Source organism: Ruegeria sp. N10, from assembly GCF_056531545.1.
Window position 1 is genome coordinate 11,715 of record NZ_JBQFLY010000021.1, and the last position, 26,568, is coordinate 38,282.

21 protein-coding genes are annotated in these 26,568 nt (G+C 61.1%); 11 read left to right on the plus strand and 10 right to left on the minus strand.

Going from position 1 to position 26,568, the window contains the following annotated elements; genetic code table 11:
- The 5 genes from ACR0JI_RS19420 to ACR0JI_RS19440 are packed head-to-tail and all read right to left on the minus strand — an operon-like array spanning position 1 to position 4,491.
- The gene (locus ACR0JI_RS19420; RefSeq protein ID WP_480477545.1) at positions 1 to 1,290 is read right to left on the minus strand and encodes a TRAP transporter large permease; all 1,290 of its coding nucleotides are present in this window, start codon (positions 1,288 to 1,290) and stop codon (positions 1 to 3) included.
- Complete coding sequence (locus ACR0JI_RS19425) at positions 1,291 to 1,878, minus strand: TRAP transporter small permease (protein WP_480477543.1); 588 nt, start codon at positions 1,876 to 1,878, stop codon at positions 1,291 to 1,293.
- A gap of 53 nt (positions 1,879 to 1,931) precedes the next feature.
- On the minus strand, positions 1,932 to 2,447 hold the full coding sequence (locus ACR0JI_RS19430; protein ID WP_480496085.1) for a flavin reductase family protein: 516 nt from the start codon (positions 2,445 to 2,447) through the stop codon (positions 1,932 to 1,934).
- Complete coding sequence (locus ACR0JI_RS19435; RefSeq protein ID WP_480496083.1) at positions 2,447 to 3,337, minus strand: aldo/keto reductase; 891 nt, start codon at positions 3,335 to 3,337, stop codon at positions 2,447 to 2,449. Before ACR0JI_RS19435 ends, ACR0JI_RS19430 begins: the two co-directional genes overlap by 1 nt.
- On the minus strand, positions 3,337 to 4,491 hold the full coding sequence (locus tag ACR0JI_RS19440) for an LLM class flavin-dependent oxidoreductase (RefSeq protein ID WP_480496081.1): 1,155 nt from the start codon (positions 4,489 to 4,491) through the stop codon (positions 3,337 to 3,339). The genes ACR0JI_RS19435 and ACR0JI_RS19440 overlap by 1 nt, the downstream gene beginning before the upstream one ends.
- A 105-nt stretch (positions 4,492 to 4,596) precedes the next feature.
- Here ACR0JI_RS19440 and ACR0JI_RS19445 point away from each other — a divergent pair, with 105 nt between their 5' ends.
- From ACR0JI_RS19445 to ACR0JI_RS19480, 8 genes are all read left to right on the plus strand, one after another.
- Positions 4,597 to 5,307, plus strand: a complete 711-nt coding sequence (locus tag ACR0JI_RS19445; RefSeq protein ID WP_480477535.1) for a GntR family transcriptional regulator — start codon at positions 4,597 to 4,599, stop codon at positions 5,305 to 5,307.
- A 12-nt stretch (positions 5,308 to 5,319) separates the two neighbouring features.
- The gene (locus tag ACR0JI_RS19450; RefSeq protein ID WP_480496080.1) at positions 5,320 to 6,420 is read left to right on the plus strand and encodes a Gfo/Idh/MocA family protein; all 1,101 of its coding nucleotides are present in this window, start codon (positions 5,320 to 5,322) and stop codon (positions 6,418 to 6,420) included.
- 243 nt (positions 6,421 to 6,663) lie between these two features.
- Entirely contained in the window at positions 6,664 to 8,757 is a 2,094-nt protein-coding gene (locus ACR0JI_RS19455) for a hydantoinase/oxoprolinase family protein (RefSeq protein ID WP_480496078.1), read from the plus strand.
- Positions 8,757 to 10,409, plus strand: coding sequence for a hydantoinase B/oxoprolinase family protein (locus ACR0JI_RS19460; RefSeq protein ID WP_480496076.1), 1,653 nt, complete (start codon positions 8,757 to 8,759; stop codon positions 10,407 to 10,409). Before ACR0JI_RS19455 ends, ACR0JI_RS19460 begins: the two co-directional genes overlap by 1 nt.
- Positions 10,406 to 11,473 carry a pyridoxal phosphate-dependent aminotransferase gene (locus ACR0JI_RS19465; protein WP_480496073.1) on the plus strand — a complete coding sequence of 356 codons (1,068 nt, stop codon included), beginning with the start codon at positions 10,406 to 10,408 and terminating at the stop codon, positions 11,471 to 11,473. The genes ACR0JI_RS19460 and ACR0JI_RS19465 overlap by 4 nt, the downstream gene beginning before the upstream one ends.
- Complete coding sequence (locus tag ACR0JI_RS19470) at positions 11,470 to 12,210, plus strand: maleate cis-trans isomerase family protein (RefSeq protein ID WP_480496071.1); 741 nt, start codon at positions 11,470 to 11,472, stop codon at positions 12,208 to 12,210. The genes ACR0JI_RS19465 and ACR0JI_RS19470 overlap by 4 nt, the downstream gene beginning before the upstream one ends.
- Before the next feature lie 310 nt (positions 12,211 to 12,520).
- A complete protein-coding gene (locus ACR0JI_RS19475) occupies positions 12,521 to 13,771 on the plus strand; it encodes an aminotransferase class V-fold PLP-dependent enzyme (RefSeq protein ID WP_480477523.1) in 1,251 nt (416 codons plus the stop codon).
- Positions 13,772 to 13,799: 28 nt separating this feature from the next.
- Entirely contained in the window at positions 13,800 to 16,217 is a 2,418-nt protein-coding gene (locus tag ACR0JI_RS19480) for a GcvT family protein (RefSeq protein WP_480496070.1), read from the plus strand.
- A 117-nt stretch (positions 16,218 to 16,334) separates the two neighbouring features.
- Here the strand turns inward: ACR0JI_RS19480 and ACR0JI_RS19485 are convergent, their stop codons facing one another.
- Together ACR0JI_RS19485 and ACR0JI_RS19490 are read right to left on the minus strand one after the other, a co-directional pair.
- On the minus strand, positions 16,335 to 16,916 hold the full coding sequence (locus ACR0JI_RS19485) for a UbiX family flavin prenyltransferase (protein WP_480477519.1): 582 nt from the start codon (positions 16,914 to 16,916) through the stop codon (positions 16,335 to 16,337).
- Positions 16,913 to 18,421, minus strand: coding sequence for a UbiD family decarboxylase (locus ACR0JI_RS19490; protein ID WP_480496101.1), 1,509 nt, complete (start codon positions 18,419 to 18,421; stop codon positions 16,913 to 16,915). The genes ACR0JI_RS19485 and ACR0JI_RS19490 overlap by 4 nt, the downstream gene beginning before the upstream one ends.
- A gap of 136 nt (positions 18,422 to 18,557) precedes the next feature.
- Here ACR0JI_RS19490 and ubiT point away from each other — a divergent pair, with 136 nt between their 5' ends.
- The 3 genes from ubiT to ubiV are packed head-to-tail and all read left to right on the plus strand — an operon-like array spanning position 18,558 to position 21,002.
- Entirely contained in the window at positions 18,558 to 19,100 is a 543-nt protein-coding gene (ubiT, locus tag ACR0JI_RS19495) for a ubiquinone anaerobic biosynthesis accessory factor UbiT (RefSeq protein WP_480496068.1), read from the plus strand.
- Positions 19,100 to 20,077 carry a ubiquinone anaerobic biosynthesis protein UbiU gene (ubiU, locus tag ACR0JI_RS19500; RefSeq protein WP_480496099.1) on the plus strand — a complete coding sequence of 326 codons (978 nt, stop codon included), beginning with the start codon at positions 19,100 to 19,102 and terminating at the stop codon, positions 20,075 to 20,077. The genes ubiT and ubiU overlap by 1 nt, the downstream gene beginning before the upstream one ends.
- Positions 20,078 to 20,081: 4 nt before the next feature.
- Positions 20,082 to 21,002 (plus strand): ubiquinone anaerobic biosynthesis protein UbiV, encoded by a 921-nt coding sequence (gene ubiV / locus ACR0JI_RS19505; protein ID WP_480496066.1) that lies wholly within the window; start codon positions 20,082 to 20,084, stop codon positions 21,000 to 21,002.
- Positions 21,003 to 21,090: 88 nt separating this feature from the next.
- Here ubiV and ACR0JI_RS19510 read toward each other — a convergent pair whose 3' ends face one another.
- The 3 genes from ACR0JI_RS19510 to ACR0JI_RS19520 all read right to left on the minus strand — a co-directional run bounded on the left by ACR0JI_RS19510 (position 21,091) and on the right by ACR0JI_RS19520 (position 26,545).
- Positions 21,091 to 22,233 (minus strand): amidohydrolase, encoded by a 1,143-nt coding sequence (locus tag ACR0JI_RS19510; RefSeq protein ID WP_480496063.1) that lies wholly within the window; start codon positions 22,231 to 22,233, stop codon positions 21,091 to 21,093.
- A 180-nt stretch (positions 22,234 to 22,413) separates the two neighbouring features.
- Positions 22,414 to 24,432 (minus strand): CocE/NonD family hydrolase, encoded by a 2,019-nt coding sequence (locus ACR0JI_RS19515; protein ID WP_480496061.1) that lies wholly within the window; start codon positions 24,430 to 24,432, stop codon positions 22,414 to 22,416.
- A 73-nt stretch (positions 24,433 to 24,505) separates the two neighbouring features.
- Entirely contained in the window at positions 24,506 to 26,545 is a 2,040-nt protein-coding gene (locus ACR0JI_RS19520) for an oxidoreductase (protein ID WP_480477509.1), read from the minus strand.
- Between the last annotated feature and the right edge of the window lie 23 nt (positions 26,546 to 26,568).

Sequence of the window (26,568 nt, forward strand, 5' to 3'; positions counted from 1 at the left end):
TCAGTTTGCAAATCCCGTTATCCTCGGGATCGTCATGGATAGTGCGGGGATGTAGGTGATCAGAAAGATCACGATGATTTCGACCGCCAGAAACGGCAGGATCGCCTTGGCGATCGTCTCGACCCGCTCCCGCGACACGGCGGCGGCCACGAACAGCACCAGCCCCATAGGGGGCGTGGCAAGGCCGACGGTCAGATTGACGCTCATGATGATGGCGAAATGGATCGGGTCTACGCCGAGGCCGGTGAAAATGGGACCAAGGATCGGGCCAAGGATGATGATCGCGGGGCCTGCGTCCAGAAACATACCGACGATAAACAACAACAGGTTGATCAGAAACAACAGGATCAGCGGATTTTCCGACAGGCTGAGGATCAACGAGGCCAATTGTTCCGGGGCATGGCTCAGGCTGACCACGGTCTTGAACGCCATTGCTGCGCCAACCAGCAGCAGCACCACGGCCGACGTCATACCTGCATTGCTCAGAACATCCGGAATTTCCCTCAGGGTCAGTGTACGCAGAACGAAAAATCCGATGATAAAGGCGTAGCCCACAGCAACAGCGGCGGCCTCGGTCGGAGTAAAGATGCCCCCCAGAATGCCGCCCAGAATGATCACGGGCGTCATCAGCGGGAAGAACGCCTTGAGGCTGGCTTTGCGCCGCTCATCCCATGTGTATTTCCGGCTGGCGACGGGAAAATCGTACTTGTCGGCCATGAACTTGATCATCACCATCAGGCCGACACCCACCATGATTCCGGGCACGATCCCCGCAAGGAACAAGGCGGCCACGCTTTCACCCATGACATAGGCATAGATGATCATAATGCCCGAGGGCGGGATGATCGGCCCGATCACCGAACTCGCGGCTGTGATGGCGGCGGCGAATTTGCGGGTGTAGCCCTGTTTTTCCATCGCCGGGATCAGCATCGACCCCAGGGCGGATGTGTCAGCCACCGCAGATCCCGAAAGGCCCGCGAACAGGATCGAGCTCAGCACGTTTACATGCGCTAGTCCGCCGCGCAGGTGGCCCATCAGGGCCTGGCTGAATTCGACAAGGCGGATGGTGATGCCGCCGCGGTTCATCATTTCACCGGCCAGCATGAAGAACGGGATGGCCATCAGCGGGAAACTGTCCATGCCGTTGTAGACATTACGATAAAGCAGGGTGATGTCGTTCGTCTGTCCGTTCAGCCACAGCAAGATGCCGGGTGCCGCTAGAAGCGCGAAAAAGACCGGCAGGCCAATCAGCAGGAAAATCAGGAACGTAGGGAGGAACCAGATCAGCATCTATTCGGCCCCCACGGCTGCGTCGGGAATGTCCGGCAACAGATGCGCGCCGCCAAGCAAGGTGACCACGGAACGCAGGATAAGCTCGATATTGACCGAGATCAGCAGAATGATCCCCACCAGCAGCGAGGCCATCATCCAGCTGCGCGGAATGCGGTACCACTCGTCAAACCCAAGCGATGTCGGCAGGTACAGGGCGGCGGTTGCAAACCTGCCGCCAAAGCCCGTGACCTCGGACCAGCCGATTTTGACCGCAACCAAAAGCACGGCCAGCGATATCAGTAGGAGGAACAGATTGAGTGACAGGCCGAGCATACGCGGCAGAAACCGTTGCAGCATGTCGATAGCTACAAAACCGCCGCGCCGAAAGGCCGTCGGTGCCATCAACCCGGTCATCCACAACATGCAGAACCGCGCGGCCTCATCCGGCCAGGGCAGGGCGTTGCCCAGAACGTATCGGAAGAACACCTGAATCAGGATTGCGATGACCATGAAAGCAATCGCAACAACGCCAACCGCGCGGCCCAGACGCAGCGCGGTTTCGTTCACGAATGCAATCGGCGCAAGCACCGATGCCAGTCCGCCCATGCGGATCCTCCCTTGTTCAGCCGCAGGTGTGTCCCGCGGTCGTCAGATCGCGCTTAGTGCTGCGCGAATTGGCCCATTTTCCCGGCGTAGAACGTCAGCGCGTCGCCGTCGCTCATGCTGGCCTTCAGGACTTTGCCCACCACGATCACGTGATCGCCCGCGTCGTGATAGGCATGTTGTTCGCATTCAAATCGTGCCAGGCAATCCGACAGCAGCGGGGTGCCGTTTGCACAGCGCTCATGCCGGATGTCGCGCAGTGCATGGGCATCTTTCGAGCATCCAAAACACAGCTCGGCCTGCGCCGACGATAACACATGCACCGTGAAATGCCGTGCCGCGCGAAAAAAAGGGAACCGGCGCGAGTTGCGGTCGCCGGCCCACATGATCAGTGGCGGGTCCAGCGACAGTGAAGAAAAGCTGTTGGCTGTGATGCAGATCGGGCCGTCACCGCTGTCGCATGTCACAATGGTAACGCCGGTTGCAAACCGCCCAAAAGCATCCCGCAGGGTCCGGGTGTCGTCCTTATGTGGCACAAAGGTGTGGGTCATGTTCCTTGAGATTGCGTTCATCATGCTACCTCATGCCCCAGCGCCGCCTCGTACAGGCGGAACCAGGTTTCGCGATCAATTGTGACTTTCAGCGCGTCCGAGATGCGTTTGATACGGTTCAGGTTGTTGGTGCCCAGAACCGGCAGAATGCCCGCCGGATGAGCCAGCAGGAAGGCGACGGCCACAGCGGCCCGGTCTACACCGAACTCCTCCGCGATTTCATCAGCGACAACCCCGACGGGCGGGTTTCCGGCCATCAGCAGCCCACCCCCCAGCGGCGACCACGCCATAAGGTGGTGCCCATGCTGCTGGTGAAACGCCAGATCGCCATTGGTGAAAGGGGCGATCGCGCCCAGTGAGATCTCGATCTGGTTGGTGACCAGCCGGGTTTTCATCGCCGATTGCAGCAGGGTCCAGTCCCACGGGCGGAAGTTCGAAACACCAACCGCGCCCACCTTGCCACTGGCGACAGCCTCATCCAGCGCAGCCCCGGTTTCGTGGTGGTCCATGAACGGATCAGGACGGTGGATCAGCAGCAGATCGATGTGGTCGATGGCCATTTCCGACAGGGACATGTCGATGGATTTCAGGATATGCGCGCGCGAGGTGTCATAGTATTTGACCTTCGCATCGGAATGCCGCCCCACAGGCGCGACGATGTCACATTTGGTGACGATCTCCATGTTCTGGCGCAGGCCGGGATTGGCGCGCAAGGCGTTGCCCAGAACGGCTTCGGCCGCGTAACCACCATAAATATCGGCCTGATCGAAGGTGGTGATGCCCTGATCAAGACAGGCCTGAATTTTGGCCTCGACATGCCCTGCCGAGGTGTCGCTATCGTCACCCAGCCGCCACATGCCATAGACAAGGCGGCTCATTTCCAGCGTCGGGGATAGTTTCACGCGTTGCATCAGCGGCGCACTCCGTTGCCCAGCGGTGTGGCTGGGGGTGTCTTGGGCACACGCCTGTAGGCTTCGGGCAGCGAGCATGTTTTCAGATGCGGCATCACACGAGCACCGAAATGCTTGGCCTCATCCATGTGCGGATAGCCTGAGAAGATGAACGCGCGAATGCCCATCTTCCGGTAATCTTCGATCTTTGACATGACCTGATCGGTTGATCCAACCAGTGCCGCACCACAGCCCGAGCGGGCGCGGCCGACGCCGGTCCACAAACCGGGTTCCACATAGCCATATTCATCCGCCAGATCACGATTCCTGGCCTGATGCGCTACGCCAAGCGACGTTGCATCCAACGCCCGTTCGCGGATCGCGCGGCCATAGTCGTCATCCAGTTTTGAAACGATGTAATCCGCGTATTCCTGCGCCTCGGCTTCGGTATCGCGAACGATCATGTGAACCCGCAAGCCATAGTCGAGCGTACGGTCATAATTTTCGGCCACTGCATGAACAGCTTTCATCCGCTCGGCCAGTTGATCCTTGGTTTCCGGCCACATCAGGTACACATCGCAATGCTCGCCGCACAGCTCCAGCGCCGAGGGCGAATAACCGCCGAAATACAGCAGCGGCCCGCCAGTCTGATAGGGCCGCGCCGGGTCCGTTGTCAGACCTGTAAAGTTGTAGACCTCGCCCGCATGGTTGATCTCCTCCTGCGTCCAGGCCTGTTTCAGGATCTCGACCACTTCGCGCGACCGTTGATAACGATAGGCACTGTCGGCCTTTTCGCCGGGAAAATCGGATGAAATGATGTTGACGGTCAGCCGCCCCTTCAACATGTGATCCAGCGTTGCGATCGTGCGGGCCAGCATGATCGGCTGCATCTCGCCGCAGCGCACGGCAGCCAACAGGTTGATCTTTTGCGTGATCGGCGCACAACCGGCGACAAAGCTCAGCGTGTCCTGCCCAACCTGATATGATGACGGGCACAGGATGTTGCGGAACCCCTGTGCCTCGGCCTCCTTCACGATGGCCGAGCAATGCTCCCAGCTGGACCGCAGATCACCATCAGGCACACCCAGGAACTGATAATCGTCCGAACACAAGGCGGCGAACCACGAAACCTCGGCCGCATCCAGATCAGGGGATGTGATGGGGACGATGGTCATTTGATTCACGCTCCGTGCATCTTTTACTTTCCTCTTGCGTAGCAATCACATTGATGTAGATCAATAGTGTATCAATTTTTCCTGCGACCGAATGAAGCGCCTGAAATGCCCCCCAACACCCGAAACCCCAATGCCCTGCCTATCTACGTTCAGATTGCCGAGCTGCTGATCCGCGATGTCGCTGCGGGCCGCTTGATCGATGGTGAGCGTCTGCCCCCGGAACGCGATATGGCGGCCGAGCTGAACGTGTCGGTCGGCACGCTGCGAAAATCTCTCGCAGAGCTTGAGAAAAAAGGCATGTTGGAGCGTATTCAGGGGTCAGGAAATTACATCCGCGAGACCGGAACTCAGAACAGCGTCTACGCGATGTTCCGGCTGGAATTGCCCCAAGGGGGCGGGTTGCCGCGTGCGGATATCCTGTCCGTCGATCATCTGAAGAAACCTTCCGATCTGCCGGATTTTGGCACTTCAGACACCGGATCGCGCGTACGTCGGATGCGCTATCTGAATGACACAATCATCGCGGTCGAGGAAATCTGGCTGGACGAATCAGCCGGCCTGATCAAGCGAAGCCTGCTGTCGGACTCGCTCTACCGCTATTATCAGCACCAGCTGGGTTTCTGGATATCACGGGCCGAAGATCGCGTATCGATTGGCCAGCTGCCCGATTGGACGCCCGCGGCGTTCACCAAAGCCGCCGGTGAAACGGTGGGCTATATCGAACGGTTCAGCTGGTCGGACAAGGCCGAACCTGTCGAATTTTCAAAGACCTGGTTCGACCCGGACCGGGCCACCTATGTCCAACGTCTGAAGTAAAAGGAAACGCGCATGACCCGGACCATCAATTACGGGCTGATCGGATGTGGCATGATGGGGCAGGAACACCTGCACAACATCGCCCTGCTGGACGGCACGCGTGTCGCGGCGATATTCGAGCCCGATCCCGGGATGGCAAAAGCCGCGCAGGCGATTGCGCCGGGTGCGGTTATGGTACAATCGGTGCAAGAGGTGTTGGATATCGAAGACCTGGACTGCCTTGTCATCGCCAGCCCAAACCATCTGCATGTCGATCAGATCTGCGAAGTCGCGCAAACGCGCCCCTTGCCGCTATTGGTGGAAAAGCCCCTGTTCACCAACCCCCAGGACGCCGCAAGGCTAGAGAAAGTTCAGCGTGACTATCCACACCCGATCTGGGTTGCGATGGAATACCGTTATATGCCGCCCATCGCGACCCTGATCGACAAGATCGGGGACACAGGCGGGGTCAGGATGCTGTCGATCCGGGAACATCGCTTTCCGTTTCTGCGGAAAGTCGGCGACTGGAACCGGTTCAACCGCAACACCGGCGGCACCTTTGTCGAGAAATGCTGCCATTTCTTCGATCTGATGCGGCTGATCCTGCAATCTGACCCTGTGCGGATCACCGCAAGCGGTGGGCAGGCGGTGAATCATCTGGACGAAACCTACGGGGGTGAAACACCCGATATACTGGATCATGGCTATGTTCTGGTCGATTTCGCCAATGGCGCGCGCGCGATGCTCGAGCTGTGCATGTTCGCCGAAGGCGCCCGCTATCAGGAGGAGATTTCGGCCATCGGACCCAAAGCCAAGGTCGAGGCTCTGGTGCCGGGGCCGGGGCGGTTCTGGCCCGACCATCTGGGAACGCCGCCAGTGCCGCAGGTCATCGTCAGCCCGCGGGACCCCAAGGGGCCAATGTCGCAGGATATCCCTGTCGATCCCCGTTTGCTGGCTGCCGGAGATCACAACGGCTCGACTTATTATCAGCACAAGGGGTTTCTGGATCTGGTGCGCGGGCACAAGGCCGAACCGGATGTGACAGTGCATGACGGTTTGTGGGCGGTGCGAATGGGATTGGCAGCGCAGCAGGCCCTGCAAACCGGCGAAACGGTTCTCCTAAAGCGCCCTTAGACTGACACCAGGCAGGTTCAGGGCAGAACCCTCTGCGGCGACAAATGTGTCGCTTGCGGGCCAATCTGTCGTAAATCTGCTAGTGAAGCGGGGCGCAGTAGGGGACAAAACTGTATGACCTGTCAGTGTATCCCCACCCGTCTTGATCGCCGTGCGACCGGCTGTGATCTGGTCGCGACGCGCCGGTAACCGCCCTTCGGGGCCGTTCTGCCTGCCTGCTTTCAGACGACAACGGAATACCTCATGACAACCGCTCTGCGCCTCGCCATCGATATTGGCGGCACTTTTACCGACACGGTCCTCGTCTCGGGTGATGAGACGATACTGGCCTCCACCAAAACCCTGACCACCCACGAGAACCCGGCAGAAGGCGCACTGGAAGGCGCGCGGCGAGTCATGGCGCAGACTGGCCGGTCGCTGAAAGATGTCACCGGATTCATTCACGGAACAACTCTGGCAACCAACGCGCTGATCGAACGGCGCGGGGCGGTCGTGACCACGGTCTGCACCGAAGGATTCCGCGATATTCTCGATATCGGGTACGAACGTCGGTATTCCCAATACGACATCAACCTTGAAAAGCCGGACATGCTGGTGCCGCGCGAACGCTCGTTGACCATATGCGAACGCATGTCGGCAGAAGGCGAGGTGCTGATTGAACTGGATGAAGCGCAAGTAGACCGGTTGCTGGCCGAGATTGACGCCAGCGGGGCCGAGGCGGTGGCCATCTGCCTGATGCACTCCTACGCCAACCCGACCCACGAACGGCGTTTGCGCGATCTTCTCGCGCGACACCGCCCCGGTTTGACCGTCTCGATCTCGTCCGATGTCAGCCCCGAAGCGCGTGAGTTTGACCGGCTCTGCACCACTGTGGCCAACGCCTATATTCAGCCGCTGATGGATAGCTATCTGACCCGGTTTGTGGATCAGTTCACGGCCGAGGGCGTAACCTGTCCGATCCTGATGATGACGGCAGGCGGCGGTATGTGCACGATCGGCACCGCAACGCGTTTCCCCATTCGTCTGGTGGAATCCGGCCCCGCCGGAGGGGCCATTCTGGCCGCCCGCATCGCGGCGCGTGCCGGGTTGGATCAGGTCCTGTCATTTGACGTCGGTGGCACCACGGCCAAGCTCTGCCTGATCGACAAGGCGCGCCCCCAGACCTCGCGCTCATTCGAAATCGCCCGCGCGGCACGGTTTATCAAGGGGTCGGGAATGCCGGTGCGCATTCCGGTGATCGAGATGATTGAAATTGGTGCTGGTGGTGGTTCGATCGCGGGTGTTGACCGTCTCGGGCGTCTGACGGTCGGGCCAAAATCGGCAGGCTCGGAGCCCGGGCCGGTCGCTTTCATGCGCGGCGGCATCGATCCGACCGTGACCGACAGTGACATCACTCTGGGCTATATCGTGCCCGACACCTTTGCCGAGGGGCATATCCAGCTGGACCCCGATAGCGCAAAGGCCGCCCTGAGACGTGTGATCGGGGAAAAACTGGGGCTGGATGCAACAGGTGCGGCAGATGGGGTCAGCCGCATCGTTGTCGAAAGCATGGCCAGCGCCGGGCGAATGCACGCGGTCGAAAGCGGCAAGGACCTTGGCCCGCGCACCATGATTGCCTTTGGTGGCAACGGGCCGCTGCATGCCACCCGCGTCGCCCGGTCCGCCGGGGTGTCGCGTATCGTGATCCCGCCCAATCCCGGTGTCGGTTCGGCGGTTGGGTTCCTGTTTGCCCCGGTATCTTTCGAAATCGTCCGCTCGCGCTATTCTCTGCTCGACAGCATGGACATGGACGGGGTGAACGCCCTGTTCGATACGATGATTGCCGAAGCAAAAGAGGTCGTCGCCCAAGGGGCAGGGGATGCACCCACCGAAACCCTGCGCACCGCCTTCATGCGCTATAGCGGGCAAGGGCATGAGATCGAGATTACCTTGCCGGACCGCGCCCTGACACGCCCGGATATCGCCCCGCTGACGGCCGCATTCGAAAAGGAATACCGCAAACAATTCTCACGCCCCGTGCCGGGGATGAAGATCGAGGTTCTCAACTGGGCCGTTCGCGTTGCCACCCCGGACAAAGCGGTGCCCACAGTGTCGGAAACGCCGGGCAAAACCGCATTTCAGGTCACGCAGACGCGCCCCATCACCTGTGATCTGGATGGCACGGTAAAACAGGCCGCCTTTCTCGCCCGCGCCGATATGCGCCCCGGTGACCATGTGGCAGGCCCCGCGCTGATCCATGAACCACAAACAACCACACTCGTTTCCGCCGATTTCTCGGCCCAGATGGATGCAATCGGCAACCTTGTCCTGATACAGGATCAGAAAGGAGGCGCATAATGACCGCTGATCTGTCCCCCGCCCGCCTGCAAGTGATGTGGAACCGCCTGCTGGCAGTGGTCGAAGAACAGGGCCAGACCCTGATCCGCGCGGCTTTTTCGCCCATCGTGCGCGAATGCGGTGACATTTCCGCCGGGATATTCGACGTGAATGGCCGGATGCTGGCGCAGGCCGTGACCGGAACACCGGGCCATATCAACACCATGGCCGAGGCCGTGCTGCACCTGCGCGCCCGTTTCGCGGTGCAGGACATGCGCCCCGGCGACATCTACATGACAAACGACCCGTGGCTGGCCTCGGGGCATCTGAACGACTTCCTGTTGATGATGCCCGCGTTCAAGGACGGCAGGGTGGTGGGCTTTACCTCCTGCACCTCGCATCTTGTGGATCTGGGTGGTCTTGGCATGGGGCCAGAAGGTTCGGACATATATGACGAAGGCCTGCTGATCCCGCCTTGCAAACTGGTCGAGGCCGGAACGCCCAATGCGCTGCTGATGGATATCATCCGCGCCAACTCGCGCGAGCCTGTGGCCAATGAGGGCGACATCTACGCCCTGATCGCCTGTTGTGAGGCCGGGGTGAACCGCCTTGTTGCGATGATGGACGAGTTCGGGATCGATGATCTGGACAGGCTTGGAACCTATATCATCGACACCTCGCGTAAAGGTGCGTTGCAGGCCATCGCCGAGGTGCCCGAGGGCGTGTACAAAAACGTGCTGCGCATGGACGGCTATGAGGCCGAGCTGGAGCTGCACGCAACGCTCACTGTGACCAAAGAAGGGATGCATGTCGATTTCACGGGCACGTCAGGGTGTTCGAAGAAGGGCATCAACGTGCCTTTGAACTATGCGACCGCCTATACGGTCTTTGCCCTGCGTTGCATCGTCGGGCCGGATATCCCGAACAACGCGGGCTCGCTGGAACCTTTCACGGTGGACGGCCCCAAGGGTTGCATCCTGAACGCCCAGCATCCGGTGCCGGTGGCCATGCGGCATACGCTGGGTCAGGTCACACCGGATCTGGTTCTGGGCTGCCTGCATCAGGCGCTGCCCGATCAGGTGCCCGCCGAAGGGGCGTCGTGCATGTTCGACCTGCCAATGCGCCACGCGCCCGAAGTGGCGGCGAATGGCGGGCGCGAATTTGCCATCGAACCCGTTCACAATGGCGGTACCGGGGCGCGGCCCCACGCGGATGGCCTGTCTGCGACAGCCTACCCTTCGGGGGTGTTCGGCTCGCAGGTCGAAATAACCGAAAGTGTCGCACCCGTGATCATGTGGCGACGCGAATTGTTGCCCGACTCGGGCGGCGCAGGCCAGTTCAGGGGCGGATTGGGTCAGCGGATCGAGATGACGTCCGCGAACGATGCCCCCTTCATCGTCTTCCTGTCGGTCGAACGTCTGAAATTCCCGGCTCTGGGTCGTATGGGCGGCCTGCCCGGCGCGCCGGGACGTATCCGGTTTCGCGATGGCGGCGGCGACATTCCGGGCAAGGGCGAGCTACGTGTGGAAAGCGGCGATTACCTGATCTTTGACACCCCCGGCGGCGGCGGCTTTGGCGATCCGGCCGTGCGCGACCCAAAGGCGCTGGCGCTGGACCTCAGGCGCGGTCTGGTCACGGAAGAAGGGGCCAAAGCCTATGGGGGTGCTTCATGATCCGCGCGGTTGATCACATTCGAGCCATGGCAGCCTATGCGCTGGCCGATCTGGGCGGGCAGGACACTGTATCGCTGGCCCAGAATGAAAGCGCCTTTCCGGTCAGCCCTGCCGCAATTGCGGCGGGGCAGGCGGCATTGCACCGGATGCCGCTTTATCCCGATCCCGACTGGTCGGACCTGCGCGCCGCCATCGCTCAGGGGCACGGGGTACCAGCCGACAACATCCTGTGCGGTGCCGGATCGATGGAGTTGATCGGCTGCCTGATCCGCGCCTATTCAGGGCCGGGCGACCATGTATTGGGCACGGATTACGGCTATGCCTATGTGGCCTCAGCCACGGCGCAGGTGCGGGCAGAGTATGTGAAAGCCCGCGAGGTTGATCTGACCGTCTCGGTCGATGACATTCTGGCGGCTGTCACGCCTGAAACCCGGATCGTCTTTGTCTGCAACCCCGGCAACCCGACCGGCACCCTGATCCCGAATGCCGAGATCATCCGCCTGCGCGACACCCTGCCTGGGAACGCGCTGCTGGTGGTCGATCAGGCCTATGCCGAATTCGCCGATCGCGACCACGACCCGGCTGAAATCTTTGCCCTCGTCGCACGTGGGGATACTGTGGTCATACGCACCTTCTCAAAGGCTTACGGTCTGGCGGGCGCGCGCGTGGGTTGGGGTCTGTTCCCGTCTGAGGTCGCGATTGAGCTGCGAAAACTGCTCAACCCCAACAACGTATCGACCCCCTCTCAGGCCATGGCAACGGCAGCGATGCAAGATCAGCCCCACATGCGCAACACGGTTGCCAGAACCGCCGCCATCCGGGATCGCTTTGCCGACGGGTGCCGGGCGCTGGGATTATCTGTTCCGCACAGCCACACCAATTTTGTCCTGATCCGATTTGCCGATGCCGCCACCGCGCAAAAAGCGGATGCCGCGTTGCGCAAAGCGGGTTTGCTCATGCGCGGAATGGGCGGCTATTGCCTCGCGGATTGCCTGCGCGCCACAATCTGCGACACGGCAGTGATGGAGCGCTGCCTGACTGTTCTGAAAGAGGTGACGTCATGACCTTTGAAACCCGGACACGGGCCAAAATCGGGGTGCTGGTGCCCTTTACCAACACCAATCTCGAAGCTGACATGATGCTGATGCGCTGCCCGGACACGACGGTGCATTTTCAGCGAATGGGTGGCTATGACGTGGATGAGATCCCCGGCTCGGATCAGATGGCGGGTCTGGGGGCCTCGGATATCAGCCATGACCTCAAGATGATCTCGGGCGTTCGGCCCGATGTGGTGCTCTATGGCTGTACCTCGGCCACGCTGACCCATGGCCCGTTCTTTGATCACCAGCTGGCGCAGGGCATCAGGGCTGCGTCGGGGGCCGTGTGTATTACCGCCGCAGGGGCGCTGGTTGGTGCGATCCATGCGCTCGGCGTGTCCAGCGTCGGTTTTTCTTCACCCTATCTGGGCGAGATCAACACGCAGGCCATGGATTTTCTGACGCAAAACCAGATCACAACGGTGAAATGCGCCGATATCGGCCGCGAGCTGGGCAATTACGGGCAGGGAGAACTGACCCCGGACGAGGTTTTCGACCTTGCCATGCAGGCCGACCACCCAAAGGCCGAGGCCATCATACTCAGCTGCACCGACATGCGCGCGGTCGAGGCCATAGACCGGATCGAAGCGGCCCTTGATAAACCTGTTGTGACGTCCAATCAGGCCATGATGTTTGCCCTAATGCGGGCGCTTGACCTGCCAAGGCACAGAAATGTTCCGGGGCGGTTGTTTGATCTGCTATAGCCGCGGATCAGGCAAAAGCATGGAACCCACGTCGGATGGCTGCCTGCCTCAAAGGCAGGTTCGCCCCGACACATGGGGCGGGAAATCTGGCTAACCCAACGCGCCGTGTCGCAGACGTGACTGTATTTACGTCGCAAAAGAACAAGATACCGCGCCCTCGACGCCATAGTCGGAATAAGGGCCGCTCGGGAATGAAGCACATGTTGAACCATCCGCACGGTTACGGGAGATTTGGCCAGCCCTGCGGGGAAACCATCTTAGGCTTGTCTGAAACATCATACGTTCACAAAACACAAAGGTGCCGCTTTTCATGAGTCAAATTTCGGAAAACCTGCTGAACCAGATCCGCAACCGTTTTGCCCAGATCGATCACTGCCCCGAACAGGGCGAGCGGATATTTTTCGAAAACGCCGGTGGGGCTTTGACACTGAAATCCGTGCTGGACAGCTCGGCGCGTCACGCCGCAATTCCCGACAATCAGGGGCGTGACAATCCGGGGTCTCATGCTCTGGTTTCCACGATCAACGCGGCCAAGGCCGATATGCGGGATTTCATGAATGCACCCGGTGGTCAGTTCTTTGTGGGTGAAAGCGGCACAGAACTTCTGTTCCGGCTGATCATGAACGCCTGTCTCGGAACCGGTCCGGGGATTGTGCTGGGGTCGACACTAGAACACCCCGCCACACGCTCAGCCTGTGATCGCTGGGCCCGTATTGCCGGGCAGACCCATGTGCTGGTGCCCCACGATGACAACACCGGCACCGTGACAGCCGGGGCCTATGCCGCAGCTGTTACACCCGACACCAAAGTGGCGACAATCCTGCACACCTCACCCGTGACGGGCATGGGCGTCGACGTGGCCGCAGTTTCACAAGCGATCCGCGCCGTGGCGCCAGACTGTTTCATAATTGTCGATGGCATCCAGCACGCCGCCCATGGCCGGATCGATCTCAGCGCGTATGACGTCGACGGCTACGTGATCTCGCCCTACAAGGTGTTTTCGCGCCATGGCTACGGCGTGGCGTGGATTTCCGACCGGCTGACGCGGCTTGAACACAATGCCCTGTTGGACGGCCCGGCAGATAACTGGGAAATGGGCACGCGCGACACCGGGGCTTATGCGACCATGTCCGACGTTGTGTCTTATTTCGAATGGCTTGGCAGTCAGGTCAGCGACGCCACCGACCGGCGTGCCAGATTTCTGGCAGCGGGTGACGCCATTCACGCGCAGGAAAAGGCACTGACCGACGCGATGATCCACGGCACCGGCAACCTGAGCGGTCTGGCCGAGATGGAGAAGGTCACCATTCTGGGCGGTGCCGACAACCCCGCACGCGAAGGGCTGGTGTCGCTGCGCGTACAGGGCGTGGCCTCGGCGGATGTCGTCAAACGGCTGAACGATGAAGGTATTCGCACCCATTTGCGCAAGGCCGACCACTATTCTGGCAACATATTGACGCCGCTGGGTTATGACGCCTGCGTCCGGGTCTCGATGTGCCACTACAACTCAATCGGCGAAGTCGCCAAATTTCTGGCTGTCATGAAAGAAATCGCCGCCTGAGCTGCGGCGGACCAAGGGACAAGCACTCATGAAAACCCATGCACAAGCTGTCGTGATCGGAGGGGGCCTTGCCGGCTGTTCGATCCTGTACCATCTGGCCAAACTTGGCTGGACCGACGTTGTCCTGCTGGAACGGAACGAGTTGACCTCCGGTTCGACCTGGCACGCAGCGGCGAATATTCACGGGCTGCACGATAACAACAACATCACCCGCATCCAGCACTATACGATGAATCTGTATAAACAGCTGGAACAGGAAACCGGCCAAAGCTGCGGCGTATTCCAGCCCGGCTCGCTCTATCTGGCCCAGACCGAAGAGCGTGAGCACCAGCTGCGCCTGCAAGAGGCCAAGGCCCGGTTCTATGGTCTGAACTTCTACGAAGTCAGCCGTGAAGAAGCCAAGGAACTGCATCCGCTGGCGCAGTTCGATGACATCCGCTGCATCATGTACGAACCCGATGGCGGCAATGTCGACCCGTCGGGCGTGCCGCACGCCTATGCCGCCGGGGCCCGCGCCATGGGGGCCACCATTGAACGGTTCTGCCCGGTGACGGGAACCGAACAACAACCCGACGGCAGCTGGATCGTGCGCACGCCCAAAGGCGACATTCACACCCAGTGGGTTGTCAACGCCGCCGGTCTCTGGGGGCGTGAGGTGGCGGCGCTGGCGGGTCTGACCCTGCCGCTGCAACCGACCGAGCATCAGTATTTCGTGACCGAAAGCATCGACGAGGTCGCCAGCCTGGTGCGCCGTCTGCCCTCGATCGCTGACCGCGACGGCGAATACTACTTCCGGCAGGAAGGCAACGGCCTGCTGATCGGGGCTTATGAGAAAGACATGAAATTCTGGGCCGAAGACGGCACGCCGCTGGATTTTGCCCATGATCTGTTCCCCGACGATCTGGACCGGATCATGGAAAACGTGATCCGCGCCACCGAACGCGTGCCGGTTGCTGCCACAGCCGGGGTGAAACGCGTGATCAACGGGCCGATGATCTGGTCGCCCGACGCCAACATGCTCTGGGGGCCGGTGCCTGAGCTGAAGAACTATTTCCTCTGCGGTGGTTTGATCCCCGGTTTCTCGCAATCCGGTGGGTTGGGTCTGCTGGCGGCGCAATGGATGATCGAGGGCGAGCCGCAATATGACATGTTCGCCTGGGATCTGGCCCGCTTTGGCGACTGGGCCGACAAGAAATTCACCAAGGCCCGCGTTCAGGATGCCTATACCCACCGCTTCAAGATCCATTTCCCCAACGAGGAACGCAGCGCAGGCCGCCCGGCCCGTTTGCGCCCCGCCTATGAGATGCAGAAACAGATGGGGTGCGTCTTTGGCCTCAATTGCGGCTGGGAACATCCGCTCTGGTTCGCCGATGAGCCCGAGGTGGAAGAGACCACCGGCTTTACCCGCCAGAACTGGTGGGTGCCCGTGGGCCGTGAGGTGCAGATGCTGCGCGACAGCGTGGGCGTGATCGACATTTCGAACTTCGCCAATTACGTGATCAAGGGCCCCGGTGCCCATGACTGGCTGGACCGTCTGGCGGCCAATCGGGTGCCCACCGAAGTGGGGCGCAGCTGCCTGACGCCGCTGATCTCGGTTCGCGGTGGCGTGGCGGGCGATTTCACCATCACCAAGCTGGCCAAGGATGAATACATGATGATCGGGTCCGGCATGGCCGAACGCTATCATCAGCGCTTCTTCAACATGGTCGATATGCCCAAAGGCACCACGCTTGAGGTCGCCACCGACCGCATCGCAGGGTTCAACATCGCAGGCCCCAGGTCACGCGAAGCGTTGGCACGCCTGACCAATGCCGATCTGTCGAACGAGGCGTTCCGCTTCATGCGGTCGCAGAAAATCACGGTCGCTGGCGTCGAATGCGTGGCCATCCGGGTCAGCTTTACCGGCGATCTGGGCTGGGAACTGCACTGCGCCGAGGGGGATCAGGTGGCGCTCTACACCGCCCTGCTTGAGGCCGCCAAAGACTGTGGTGGCGGTCCGGTGGGCGCGCGCGCGCTGGGGGCGCTGCGGATCGAAAAGGGCTATGGCTCGTGGGGGCGCGAGTATTCTCAGGAATACTGGCCGCAAGAGGTCGGGCTGGCGGGTCTGATCAAACTGGACAAGGATTTCCTGCACAAAGACGCCTATCTGTCCGTCAAGGACAACCCCGCGCGCGAGGTGCTGTCCGTCTTCGAGCTGGATGTGACCGAAGATGCCGACGCAACCGGGGGTGAGCCGATCTTTACCCCCGACGGCGCGCCCGTGGGTCGTGTCACCTCGGGGGCGTTCGGTTACTCGGTCGGGAAATCGCTGGCGCTGGGGTTCCGCAACCCAAACACCGCGCTGCCGGGCGATGAGGTTGTCATTCAGGTCATCGGCAAACCGCACAAGGCGCGCGTACTGGCCGAGGCACCGTTTGACCCGACAGGCGCCAGACTGCGGTGTTAACGCTCAAAACCCGTCTACAGGCAGGCAAGGCCAATAAGACGCTCCAAAAGATGTCTCGTCTCGGCACTTCAGGCGACTTCATCTTTTTCCAAATACTCCCGCCGGAGGCGTCCGAACTCACTCACCTGCGCATTGCGGGCGCCATTGCTGCGCCACCGGGTCACAAATGCGCAGGCAGTCCACCGCGCGTGCAGCGACCTGGGACACGATATCCATCAGGGTGTCAGGCTTCAGATAAAACGCAGGAACCGGGGGCAGGATGATGGCCCCCATTTCTGCCGCCGCCGTCATGTTGCGCAGATGGGCCAGGGTCAGCGGTGCTTCTCGTGTCAGTAAAACCAACGGCCTGCGTTCCTTGAGCTGAACACTGGCGGCGCGCGTCAGCAGGTTATCGTCCAGCCCATGCGCAATCGCGGCAAGCGTTCGCATGGAACAGGGCGCAACGATCATGCCGGATACCGGAACCGACCCGGACGCAATGCTGGCACCGATATCGGCGCTCGGGTGATGCCGCGTCACCAGTTGCCGCAGGTTTTGCAAAGCGTCCGGGCCGCATTCCTGCGCAAGTGTCCGCATCCCGGCTGCGCTGACCACAAGATCGGCCTCGATATCCGATGACGCCAGGCACCGGGCCACGGCAAGGCTCAACGCCGCGCCTGACGCACCGGATACCCCCAAAACAACACGGGCGTTTGTCATGCTCTCAGCTCCGGCATCAATCGGTTTACAAGGTCTTCCGCAAAGGCGTGATCTCCATCCGCGGTGTGCATCACAGTCCCCCATTCCCGCAGCGTTTCACTGCCCAGTTTCGTCGTCGCGTCGATGCCGATTTTTCCGGCCAGACCGGGTTCGGGTGATGCAAAATCCAGATAATCCATAGGTGTCCTGTCCAGCACCATCACGTCCCGGCCCGGGTCCATGCGAGTGGCAAGCGCCCAAGCAATATCCTCCCAGTTTCGGGGATCGATATCGGCATCGACCGCGATGATCATTTTCGTATAGCTGAATTGCGGCAGCATTCCCCACAGGGCCATCATCACGCGCCGGGCCTGCCCCGGATACCGTTTGTCGATGGCAACGATTGCCATGCGATAGGAACAGGCGGCGGGCGGCAGCCAAAGATCGTGGATTTCGGGGATCTGCGCACGGATGGTCGGCAGGGCCAGGCGGTTGAACACCTCGCCAATGATTGACGGTTCGTCCGGTGGCCGCCCGGTATAGGTCGAAAGATACAGCGGCGCGTCCCGATGGGTGACAGCGCTGACCTGCATCACCGGAAAGGGTTCAGCCGGGTTGTAATAGCCGGTGTGATCCCCAAAAGGCCCCTCGGGGGCGGTCTCGCTTGGTGAAACCCAACCTTCCAGAACAATCTCGGCGTCAGCAGGGACCAACATGGGGATGGTTCTGGCCGGGATCAGATGTGGGCGCTTCTGGTTCAGGGCACCGGCAAATGTCAGCTCGGATACCGTTTCTGGCAAGGGCAAGGCCGCCGATAACAAAGTCGCGGGGTTTGCGCCCAGCACAATGGCGACGGGCATCTTTTCGGCGCACCTCGCCCAGCTCCTGTGATGCGCCGCGCCGCCGCGATGAGGCAGCCAGCGCATGATGACACGGTTCCGGTCCAGCACCTGAACACGGTAAACCCCCGCGTTATAGCCTTGCGCCGCGTTTGCATCGCTGCCGTAGGGCCGGGTAAGAACCACGGGCCACGTGATCAGCGGCCCCGCATCGCCGGGCCAGTGGGTCTGGATTGGCAGCGCGGTCAGATCCACATCCGCTCCGCTGTGGCAGAGGCTTTGCACCGGGGCAGTTCTGACCAGTTTCGGTCGGGTCGACAGGGCCGCCTTCAGCATCGGCCATCTGGCCAGCGCGTCCCGCACTCCGTCCGGCGGCGTCGGGGACCGCAGCGCGGCCAGAAAGGCCCCCAGATCGTCCAGCCCGGCGGGTGTGACACCCAGCCCGGCAGCAACCCGTTCCGCTGTTCCGAACAGGTTGACGACGACGGGGGTATCGAACCGATCAGTGGACACGTCTGTCGGGTGGTCAAATTGCAGAACCGGCCCACCCGCCTCAAGCACGGCGCGGTGAACAGCGGTCATCTGATGGCGTACGGAAACCGGATCAGGGATGCGCCTGAACTGTCCGGTGTCTTCGCACCATTTCAGAAAATGCTGAAGGCTGGGATATTGCGGCAGGGTGCGAATGGGACTGCTCCGACGGTGGTTTCCACCCTCTAGCAACGAAAGCGAGGGGTCGAATTGACAACCGTCAAGTCACCCCAGCCGCGATCGCCCTAGGAAGGCATCCAAGGTCATAATGTTGAGACAGCAGGAGGTCTCATTGCCCGTTCCTCAGAACCCGATACCGCGCTGCCCGGCGGCTTTGGCGGCCATGTTTCGGATAGTGCCGCTTGGCCCCTTGTCGCTGTCGCTGACGGTCTTCACGCGCCGGGTCGCAAAGAAAAACCCGGAAATGTTTCAACGGCTTGGCGCATACGGAAGATCAGTTTTCGTTCTTGATCCGACGGATTTGCCTGTTGTCCTGCTGCTTGATCCGAATGGCGGTGCCCCAAAGGTGACACTGACCCGGCGCAGCGGGTCAGGGGTTGCGCGTATTTCCGGCCCTCTGGCGGCCCTTCTTGGGCTGGTTCACGGTGCATTTGACGGCGATGCACTGTTCTTCTCACGTGATCTGGTGATCGAGGGCGATACGGCCGCGGCGCTGGCCCTGCGCAACGCAATAGACGACGCGGAACTGGACCTCGCGCACGAGGCCGCAGCCCTCTCCGGCCCGCTTGCGCGCCCGCTGAAGCAGCTGATCGCGTTGGTGGAACGTCGAACCGGCCTGTACCTGACTCGACCGGAAGATGCTGTACTATGGTGATGGAAATCGTCTGCCCGGCAGGAACGCCCGCCGCCTTGCGCGCAGCCGTCAAGGCCGGGGCGCATACAGTCTATTGCGGCTTCAATGACGAAACCAACGCGCGCAACTTTCCGGGCCTGAACTTCGACCGGGCCGAAATGCGCGCGGGTGTTGCCTTTGCCCATGACCACGGGGCCAAGGTACTGGTTGCGATCAACACGTTTCCCCGCGCCGGCAGCGAAGCAATCTGGCATCGCGCGGTGGCCGACGCGGAAACCTGCGGCGCGGATGCCGTGATCCTCGCCGATATCGGGCTGCTGGATTATGCCGCGCGCAACCATCCGGGGCTGCGCAGGCACCTGTCCGTGCAGGCCGCGGCGGCGAATGCCGATGTGATCAACTTCTATGCCGAAACCTTCGGCGTCAAACGTGTGGTCCTGCCGCGCGTGCTGTCGGTTCCCGAAATCGCCGCCATCAACGCCGAAACAGAAGTCGAGACTGAGGTATTTGTGTTCGGCGGGCTCTGCGTGATGGCCGAAGGTCGCTGTTCACTGTCCTCTTACGCCACCGGGCTGTCTCCGAACATGAACGGCGTCTGTTCGCCCGCCAGCCATGTCGAATACCAGAACGATCAGGGCGCGTTGAACACGCGCCTGGGCGGTTACCTGATCCACCGGGTCGAACGAAATCAGCCTGCACCCTATCCGACATTGTGCAAAGGGTGCTTTTCCGCAGGTGAAAAGACGGGCCATTTGTTCGAAGACCCCGTCAGCCTGAATGCGGAACGGCTGATCCCGCAATTGCAGAAGGCCGGTGTCACCGCGCTGAAAATCGAAGGGCGCCAGCGCTCGAAATCCTACGTTGCGCAGGTGGTTCGGAACTTCCGTGCCGCTGTCGACGCGCTTGAGGCCGGGCGCCCTCTGCCCGAGGGGATGCTGGCCCGTTTGTCCGAAGGGCAGGCCATGACAACCGGCGCATACAAAAAAACCTGGAGATAGCGCGATGGAACTGACCGTTGGCCCCAACCAGTTTTTCTGGCCCGCCGATAGCTGGACATCCTTTTACGAGGATTTGGCCCAAACCCCCGTCGACCGCATCGTGCTGGGCGAGCTGGTTTGTTCCAAGCGCCTGCCGTTTTATCAGGACCGGATTCCCGACGCGATTGCCCGGCTGGTTGAGGCAGGCAAACAGGTTGCGCTGACCAGTCTTGCACTGGTGACGCTCAAGCGTGAACGCAAGCTGACCGCCGATCTGGCGGATCTGGGGGTCACGGTCGAGATCAACGATCTGACTGCGCTGGCGCATCTGCCCGAAAACACCGATTTCGATGTCGGACCGCTGATCAATGTCTATAACGAAGGCACATTGGCATGGCTGGCGTCACGTGGGGCGCGTCGCATATGCCTGCCGCCGGAACTGCCAATCGCCTCGGTCAGGGTTCTGGCACAAGCCGCCGCCAGTTTGGGTGTCGCGGTCGAGGTTTGGGGCCACGGTCGCCTGCCGCTGGCCATCTCCGGCCGGTGTTACCACGCGCGCCTGCATGAGCGCAGCAAGGATAATTGCCAGTTTGCCTGCGAAAACGATCCCGACGGGCTGGAAGTGCTGACCGGCGATGGACAGCCGTTCATGGCCATGAACGGTGTGCAGACCCTGTCAGACAGCTATGCCTGCACGGATCATCAGATCGAGTTGCTGCAAAGTGCTGGCGTCGCGGCCCTGCGCCTGTCGCCGCAATCTCAGGGGTTCCCAAGGCTCTGCGCGCTCTACCGACAGCGGCTGGATGGGCAACTTGACCGGGGCGATCTGGAACATGCGCTGCGCGCCGCCGATCCCGGTATAAGGCTAAGCGACGGGTTCCTGACCGGCGCATCCGGCGCTGAATGGTCGGGTTCGGCATGCGCGCCCACCGAAGCAGCACGCTGATCATTCTGGAAAAGACCGGCATCCGATAGCGAATTTTCAGCACGACCTGAGCGGGCGATCCGGAAAATCTATGGATCGTCCTGCACAGTCAGGTGGTCACAGGCAGGCGTTGCCGCACCAGTTCGGCCCACAGGTTTGCTCCCAATGGCAGCAGCGCGTCGTTGAAATCATAGTCATTCGCGTGCAGGGGGCGGCCATTCGACCCCTCGGTTCCATTGCCGATCAGCAGAAAACACCCCGGAACCGCTGCCGCAAATTCCGCGAAATCCTCGGAAAACGACATGGCGGTCCGGTCGCCGTCAACCTCCAAACCCAGCGTTTTTGCTGCTGAAACCACATGGGTTGCGGCGTCGGCATCGTTGATTGCCTCGATGAATTCGGTCTGGAACTCCACCGTCACCGCGACACCGTGGCTTTCCGCCACGCCTGCTGCAATCTGCCGCATGTGATGTTCAATCCGCGCGCGGTCGTCGGGGGACATCGCCCGTGCGTCCCCTTTCAACACCGTTCGGCTTGGCAGGACGTTGCGCTGCCCATCGGTGATGAACTCGGTCACGGAAACGACCGCGCCAGACGCCGGGGCAAGCTTACGCGAAACGATGGTTTGCAAGGCCAGAACAAGCTCTGCTGCGGGCGTAAGTGTCTCGCGCCCGACATGGGGCATCGAGGCATGGCCGCCCTGACCAGTGATTGTGATCTCGAATAGGCTTTCGCTGCAACAAACAACACCGGCGCGGGTTGAAACCCGCCCAACGGGTTCGCCCGGCAGATTGTGCGCGCCATAGACTTCGTCAATCGGAAAATCCCGCAGGACGCCTTCATCAATCATCGCCCGCGCACCCAGCCCGTGCTCCTCATTGGGCTGGAACAGGAAGACAACGGTGCCGTCAAAGCCCTGATCCCTGGCCAAAAGCTCGGCCGCGCCCAGCAGCATGGTCGTATGGCCGTCATGGCCGCAGGCGTGCATCACGCCCGGATTCTGAGACTTGTAGGCAAAGTTGTTGGCCTCGGTAATGGGCAGGGCGTCGAAATCCGCGCGCAGACCGATGGACCGGTTGCCATGGCCCGCTCGCAGAACACCAACAACGCCGACACCCTCATGCACTTCGATGCCAAGGCTTCTCAGGTGATCGGCGATCCGGGCCTTGGTCCAGTCCTCCTGAAAGCCAAGCTCGGGGTTGCGGTGAAACTCATGCCGCAGGGCGCGCAGGTTCTCAAAAAAACTCGTCAAGGCAACTCTCCTTCGTCCTGCTTTCTTTCGTCATTGCTACATGGTTTTGCAATCCCGCTCAAAGATAGGTTCCGATTGATGCACGTTGCCCCCGGATGAGAGCCCTGAACAATTTCGATCCCGCGAGGGGAACACCAGCCCACGCATCACAAGACGGCAGGTCTGTAAACCATTCTGCGCCTACATCCCGTTGCGGGGGATGACAAAAGACTGTTCTTCCTCAAAGATCAGGTCGTCACCCGACCACGCCTTTAGGCGAGCGGTCAGGTGAAATTCGGTCGCAGTCGCCCTTTGTTCGGAACAGGTCCAGATCTTGGCGGACCACCCCTCGCGGTCGAAACCGGCGGTTTGCTCCATTGTGGCTACTGCCGACAACGGATCATCCGGCTGGATGGTATAGCGTCGATCCGACATATCGCTCAGCACCGTGCCGATATCGTCGAGGCGAATATCGCCCACCGGCCCAAAGACACCCCCGTCAAGGAAATACCTGTGTGTCACCTCGCCATTGGTCAGATCGGTGTGGACCGAACGCTCCATCGAACCGGAGCGAACGTTCGTCTTCCGCGGGGCGACGTCGGGACCCCGAGGTTCGGGCAAGGGGCGTGGGGCTGGCGCGTCATCATGCTGGCTGCGCACGGGCAGGATCAGCCGCGATGTGCCGGGTTGGATCGTCAGCGTAACCGGCTCGGGCGCTGGCCACAGGACCGGCCAATAGGCGGACGCGATTTGCAGAACGATGCGATGACCCGCCAACACCCGATAACCGGTTCCATAAAGCGGGACAGTCACGTGCATGTCTTCGCCGGGTGTGATCGGTGTTGGTTCAGTGTCGCTGATCCGGTGCGTCAGATTGCAGAACCCGCGTGCAATCAATGTCTGCGCGCCATCCGGGGCCTCATCCACCAGCAAGGCCGCAACAAAACCCTGCGCCCGATCGGCAGAAACTGTCAGGTCTACCGAGGGCTGGCCCAGAATATCGATCGGCTCTCCAAGTGGCTCTGCTTTGAATTGCAGCGCCCCTGCGGCTTCGATCCGGCAATCTGCCGCCATATCTCCGGGTATTGCAAAGGAACACATGTCGCCCGCTGCGGCCCCGAAATTCTGCGGCGAACAAACCGACATCTCCCCGCCCGACCCGGCGGAGGCGTCCAGCGTTCCGTCATTCAGCCACAAGGGCTGGTCCTTGACATGTGGCGATGGCCAGCTTGGCTCCTCGATCCACTGCCCGTCGCGGTGCACATGTGTTCCGGACGGGGCGGCACTGTCCTGCAGGAAAAACCGCAAGGGCGGCTCGTCCATCAGGCCCGTGTCGATCCCCTTCAGCCAATGGTCCCAGAACCGGATCACCTCGCCGACGAAATCGACCCGGGGCCCCGGCACCCCTTCTTGCGGGTACAGATGCGCCCAGGGGCCCATCAGGATCTTGACCGGCCCGCTCAGGTGTTCCGCGATGCGGAAAGGAGTGTCGCGATACAGGTCCATCCATCCGCCAAAGAAATACACCGGCACATCGACATCCGCGTAGTTTTCGCAGATCGAACCGCGCCGCCATATGTCGTCATGGGTCTGATGTTCCAGCCACATGGCGGGCCAGAATTCAGCCCCCTCCAACCGTGCACGCCACATGTCGATCCAGCGATCCGCGCCCACGATCTCGGGGTCGGGCGGCATGGCATTGTACAGCTGCATGATCGAGCCCCACCAGAAATTGTCATTGGCCAGACAGCCGCCGTAAAAGTGAATATCCTCGCGCCAGCGGTCATCCGTTCCCATCACCGGAGCAATCGCCTTCAGCGCAGGCGGGCGGGTAGCGGCCACCTGAAAGGCGTTATACGCCCCCCAGCTTTTGCCAAACATTCCGACATTTCCGTCGCACCAGTCCTGATCGGCAATCCACTGGATGATGTCGTGCCCGTCCTGAATCTCCTGATGCGAATACTCATCCTCGGGGATCCCGTCGCTGTCGCCATAGCCGCGGATGTCCACCCGGATCGACGCATAGCCTGCAGCGGCGAAATGCGGATGCATGCTTTCATCCCGCATCCGGGTGCGATCCCGGCGGCGATAGGGGATGTATTCCAAAACACAGGGAGCAGGCGTTGCTCGGGCCGAGCCGGGCAGCCAAAGCCGTGCCGCAAGTTTAGCGCCGTCCGGCATGGGAATCCAAACGGTTTCGATGACCTCTGTATTGCTCATGTCCGGTCCTTTGACTGACTGTCAGGTGAAAAGCTGTTTGTGGCGTGCTTGGCCGGGGGGTTTTTCAATGGCCTCACCATCGAAGCCCCAAGCGCAGCGCATCATAAATGGCGGCATGCGTGTTGCGTGATGAAATGGCATCGCCGATCCGGTACAGATCAAACCCCGCCTCTGGGACCGATTGCGGAAACACGGGGCCGGACCCGCCGACCAGCGCTTCATAATCCACGGCGCCCAAGTTTCGCGACAGCGGTTTCAGATCGAAGTACAGATCATCCAGCGGCAAAACACCCTGATTGACAACCACCTGATCATACAGGCGCTTTTCTATCAGGTCCGAGTAATCCGTACCAATGGCTGCCTCCAGCTGATTGCCTGATCGCACCAATGATTTCAGCGTCCGGGCGACTGTGAACTCGGCACCGGTCTTTTGCAGGGCGCGCATGTAGGGCACCAGGTTCATCCCCATGATTTCGGGGGCAAAACTGCGGTCTCGGGTCATGATTTCTACCCGCCCCCCCGCTTGCGCGATAGCCTCAGCCGCCATCAGGGCCGGGTGATCCCCTGCATCGTCATAGATAAGGACATTGTCGCCGGGGCGCACATCACCGGTCAGGATATCCCAGGCAGTAACCGCCAGATCGTTACCCGCCTCCAGAACCGTCACCTCGGGCAATCCGCCGGTTGCGATCACCACCATGTCCGGCGCAAGCGCAGTTACAGCATCGGCGTCCGCAAAGGTGTTGAAACAAAATGTCACGTCGCGTGCGGCGCATTGGGCCATGCGCCAGTCGATGATCCCGATCATCTCGGCCCGGCGCGGGGACTGCGCGGTCAGCCGCACCTGACCGCCGGGTGCGGGGGCGGCCTCAATAACGGTGACGTCATGCCCGCGCTCGGCCGCGACCCGCGCCGCCTCAAGCCCGCCGGGGCCTGCGCCCACAATCACCGCGCGGCGGCGCGTTTCAGCGGCGGGGATCAGATGCGGCATCGACAATTCGCGCCCGGTGGCCGGGTTGTGGACACACAGCGCCTCACCCGCCTGATAAATGCGGTCAAGACAGTAAGTGGCACCGACACAGGGCCGGATGTCCTCTTCCCGTCCAGCCCGGATTTTGGCAACGATCATCGGATCTGCCATATGCGCGCGGGTCATGCCGACCATGTCCAGCAGGCCCGAGGCCACCGCATGCCGCGCCGTCGCCACATCGGGAATGCGCGCGGCGTGAAAGGTCGGCATCCCAACCTCGGCCCGAACCCGCCCGGCAAAATCCAGATGGGGTGCGCTTTTCATGCCCTGAACCGGGATCACGTCCGTCATGGCCGGGTCGGTATGAATACGCCCGCGAATGATGTTCAGGAAATCGACCTGACCGCTGTCGCGCAGCCTTCGGGCAATCTCCAGCCCTTCCGCTTCAGTTATGCCGCCCTTTTCCACCTCATCGGCGGTGTAACGGACCCCTATGATGAAATCGCTCCCGACGCGGTCGCGGATTGCGTCCAGAACCATGAAACCAAAGCGCATCCGGTTGTCCAGATTGCCCCCAAAGGGCGCCTCCATCCGATTGGTCATCGGCGACCAGAACTGATCGATCAGATGACCGTAGGCCTGCAATTCAATTCCATCCAGCCCGGCGGCCTGCATCCGTTCGGCGGCATCGGCGTAATCGGTCACGATCCGCGCGATGTCGAAATCTTCCATCTTCTTGGCAAAGGCCCGGTGCGCTGGTTCCCGGTCGTGCGACGGCGACAGGGACGGCAGCCAGTCACCCTTGTTCCAGCCCGTGCGCCGCCCCAAATGGGTCAGCTGGATCATCACCGCACAGCCATGGGCATGGCAGGCATCCGTCAGCTCCGCCATCCAGCGGACCACCTCGTCCTTGTATGCCAGGATATTGTTGAACGCAGGCGGGCTGTCGCGGCTGACAACGGCCGACCCCGCCGTCATGGTCATCGCAACCCCCGCTTTGGCCCGCACCTCGTGATAGGCACGATAGCGTTCCGTCGGCATCCCACCTTCGGGATAGGCGGGTTCATGACTGGTTGTCATGATCCGGTTTTTCAGCGTCAGGTGCTTTAGCTGATAAGGTTGCAGCAAGGCATCGCGGCTCATGATTGCGCCTCGTGATCAGTTTG

Bases quoted from the DNA above. Each gene is read 5' to 3' on its own strand.
- ACR0JI_RS19420 (WP_480477545.1), bottom strand. From the start codon at position 1,290: ATGCTGATCTGGTTCCTCCCTACGTTCCTGATTTTCCTGCTGATTGGC.
- ACR0JI_RS19425 (WP_480477543.1), bottom strand. From the start codon at position 1,878: ATGGGCGGACTGGCATCGGTGCTTGCGCCGATTGCATTCGTGAACGAA.
- ACR0JI_RS19430 (WP_480496085.1), bottom strand. From the start codon at position 2,447: ATGAACGCAATCTCAAGGAACATGACCCACACCTTTGTGCCACATAAG.
- ACR0JI_RS19435 (WP_480496083.1), bottom strand. From the start codon at position 3,337: ATGCAACGCGTGAAACTATCCCCGACGCTGGAAATGAGCCGCCTTGTC.
- ACR0JI_RS19440 (WP_480496081.1), bottom strand. From the start codon at position 4,491: ATGACCATCGTCCCCATCACATCCCCTGATCTGGATGCGGCCGAGGTT.
- ACR0JI_RS19445 (WP_480477535.1), top strand. From the start codon at position 4,597: ATGCCCCCCAACACCCGAAACCCCAATGCCCTGCCTATCTACGTTCAG.
- ACR0JI_RS19450 (WP_480496080.1), top strand. From the start codon at position 5,320: ATGACCCGGACCATCAATTACGGGCTGATCGGATGTGGCATGATGGGG.
- ACR0JI_RS19455 (WP_480496078.1), top strand. From the start codon at position 6,664: ATGACAACCGCTCTGCGCCTCGCCATCGATATTGGCGGCACTTTTACC.
- ACR0JI_RS19460 (WP_480496076.1), top strand. From the start codon at position 8,757: ATGACCGCTGATCTGTCCCCCGCCCGCCTGCAAGTGATGTGGAACCGC.
- ACR0JI_RS19465 (WP_480496073.1), top strand. From the start codon at position 10,406: ATGATCCGCGCGGTTGATCACATTCGAGCCATGGCAGCCTATGCGCTG.
- ACR0JI_RS19470 (WP_480496071.1), top strand. From the start codon at position 11,470: ATGACCTTTGAAACCCGGACACGGGCCAAAATCGGGGTGCTGGTGCCC.
- ACR0JI_RS19475 (WP_480477523.1), top strand. From the start codon at position 12,521: ATGAGTCAAATTTCGGAAAACCTGCTGAACCAGATCCGCAACCGTTTT.
- ACR0JI_RS19480 (WP_480496070.1), top strand. From the start codon at position 13,800: ATGAAAACCCATGCACAAGCTGTCGTGATCGGAGGGGGCCTTGCCGGC.
- ACR0JI_RS19485 (WP_480477519.1), bottom strand. From the start codon at position 16,916: ATGACAAACGCCCGTGTTGTTTTGGGGGTATCCGGTGCGTCAGGCGCG.
- ubiU (WP_480496099.1), top strand. From the start codon at position 19,100: ATGGAAATCGTCTGCCCGGCAGGAACGCCCGCCGCCTTGCGCGCAGCC.
- ubiV (WP_480496066.1), top strand. From the start codon at position 20,082: ATGGAACTGACCGTTGGCCCCAACCAGTTTTTCTGGCCCGCCGATAGC.
- ACR0JI_RS19515 (WP_480496061.1), bottom strand. From the start codon at position 24,432: ATGAGCAATACAGAGGTCATCGAAACCGTTTGGATTCCCATGCCGGAC.
- ACR0JI_RS19520 (WP_480477509.1), bottom strand. From the start codon at position 26,545: ATGAGCCGCGATGCCTTGCTGCAACCTTATCAGCTAAAGCACCTGACG.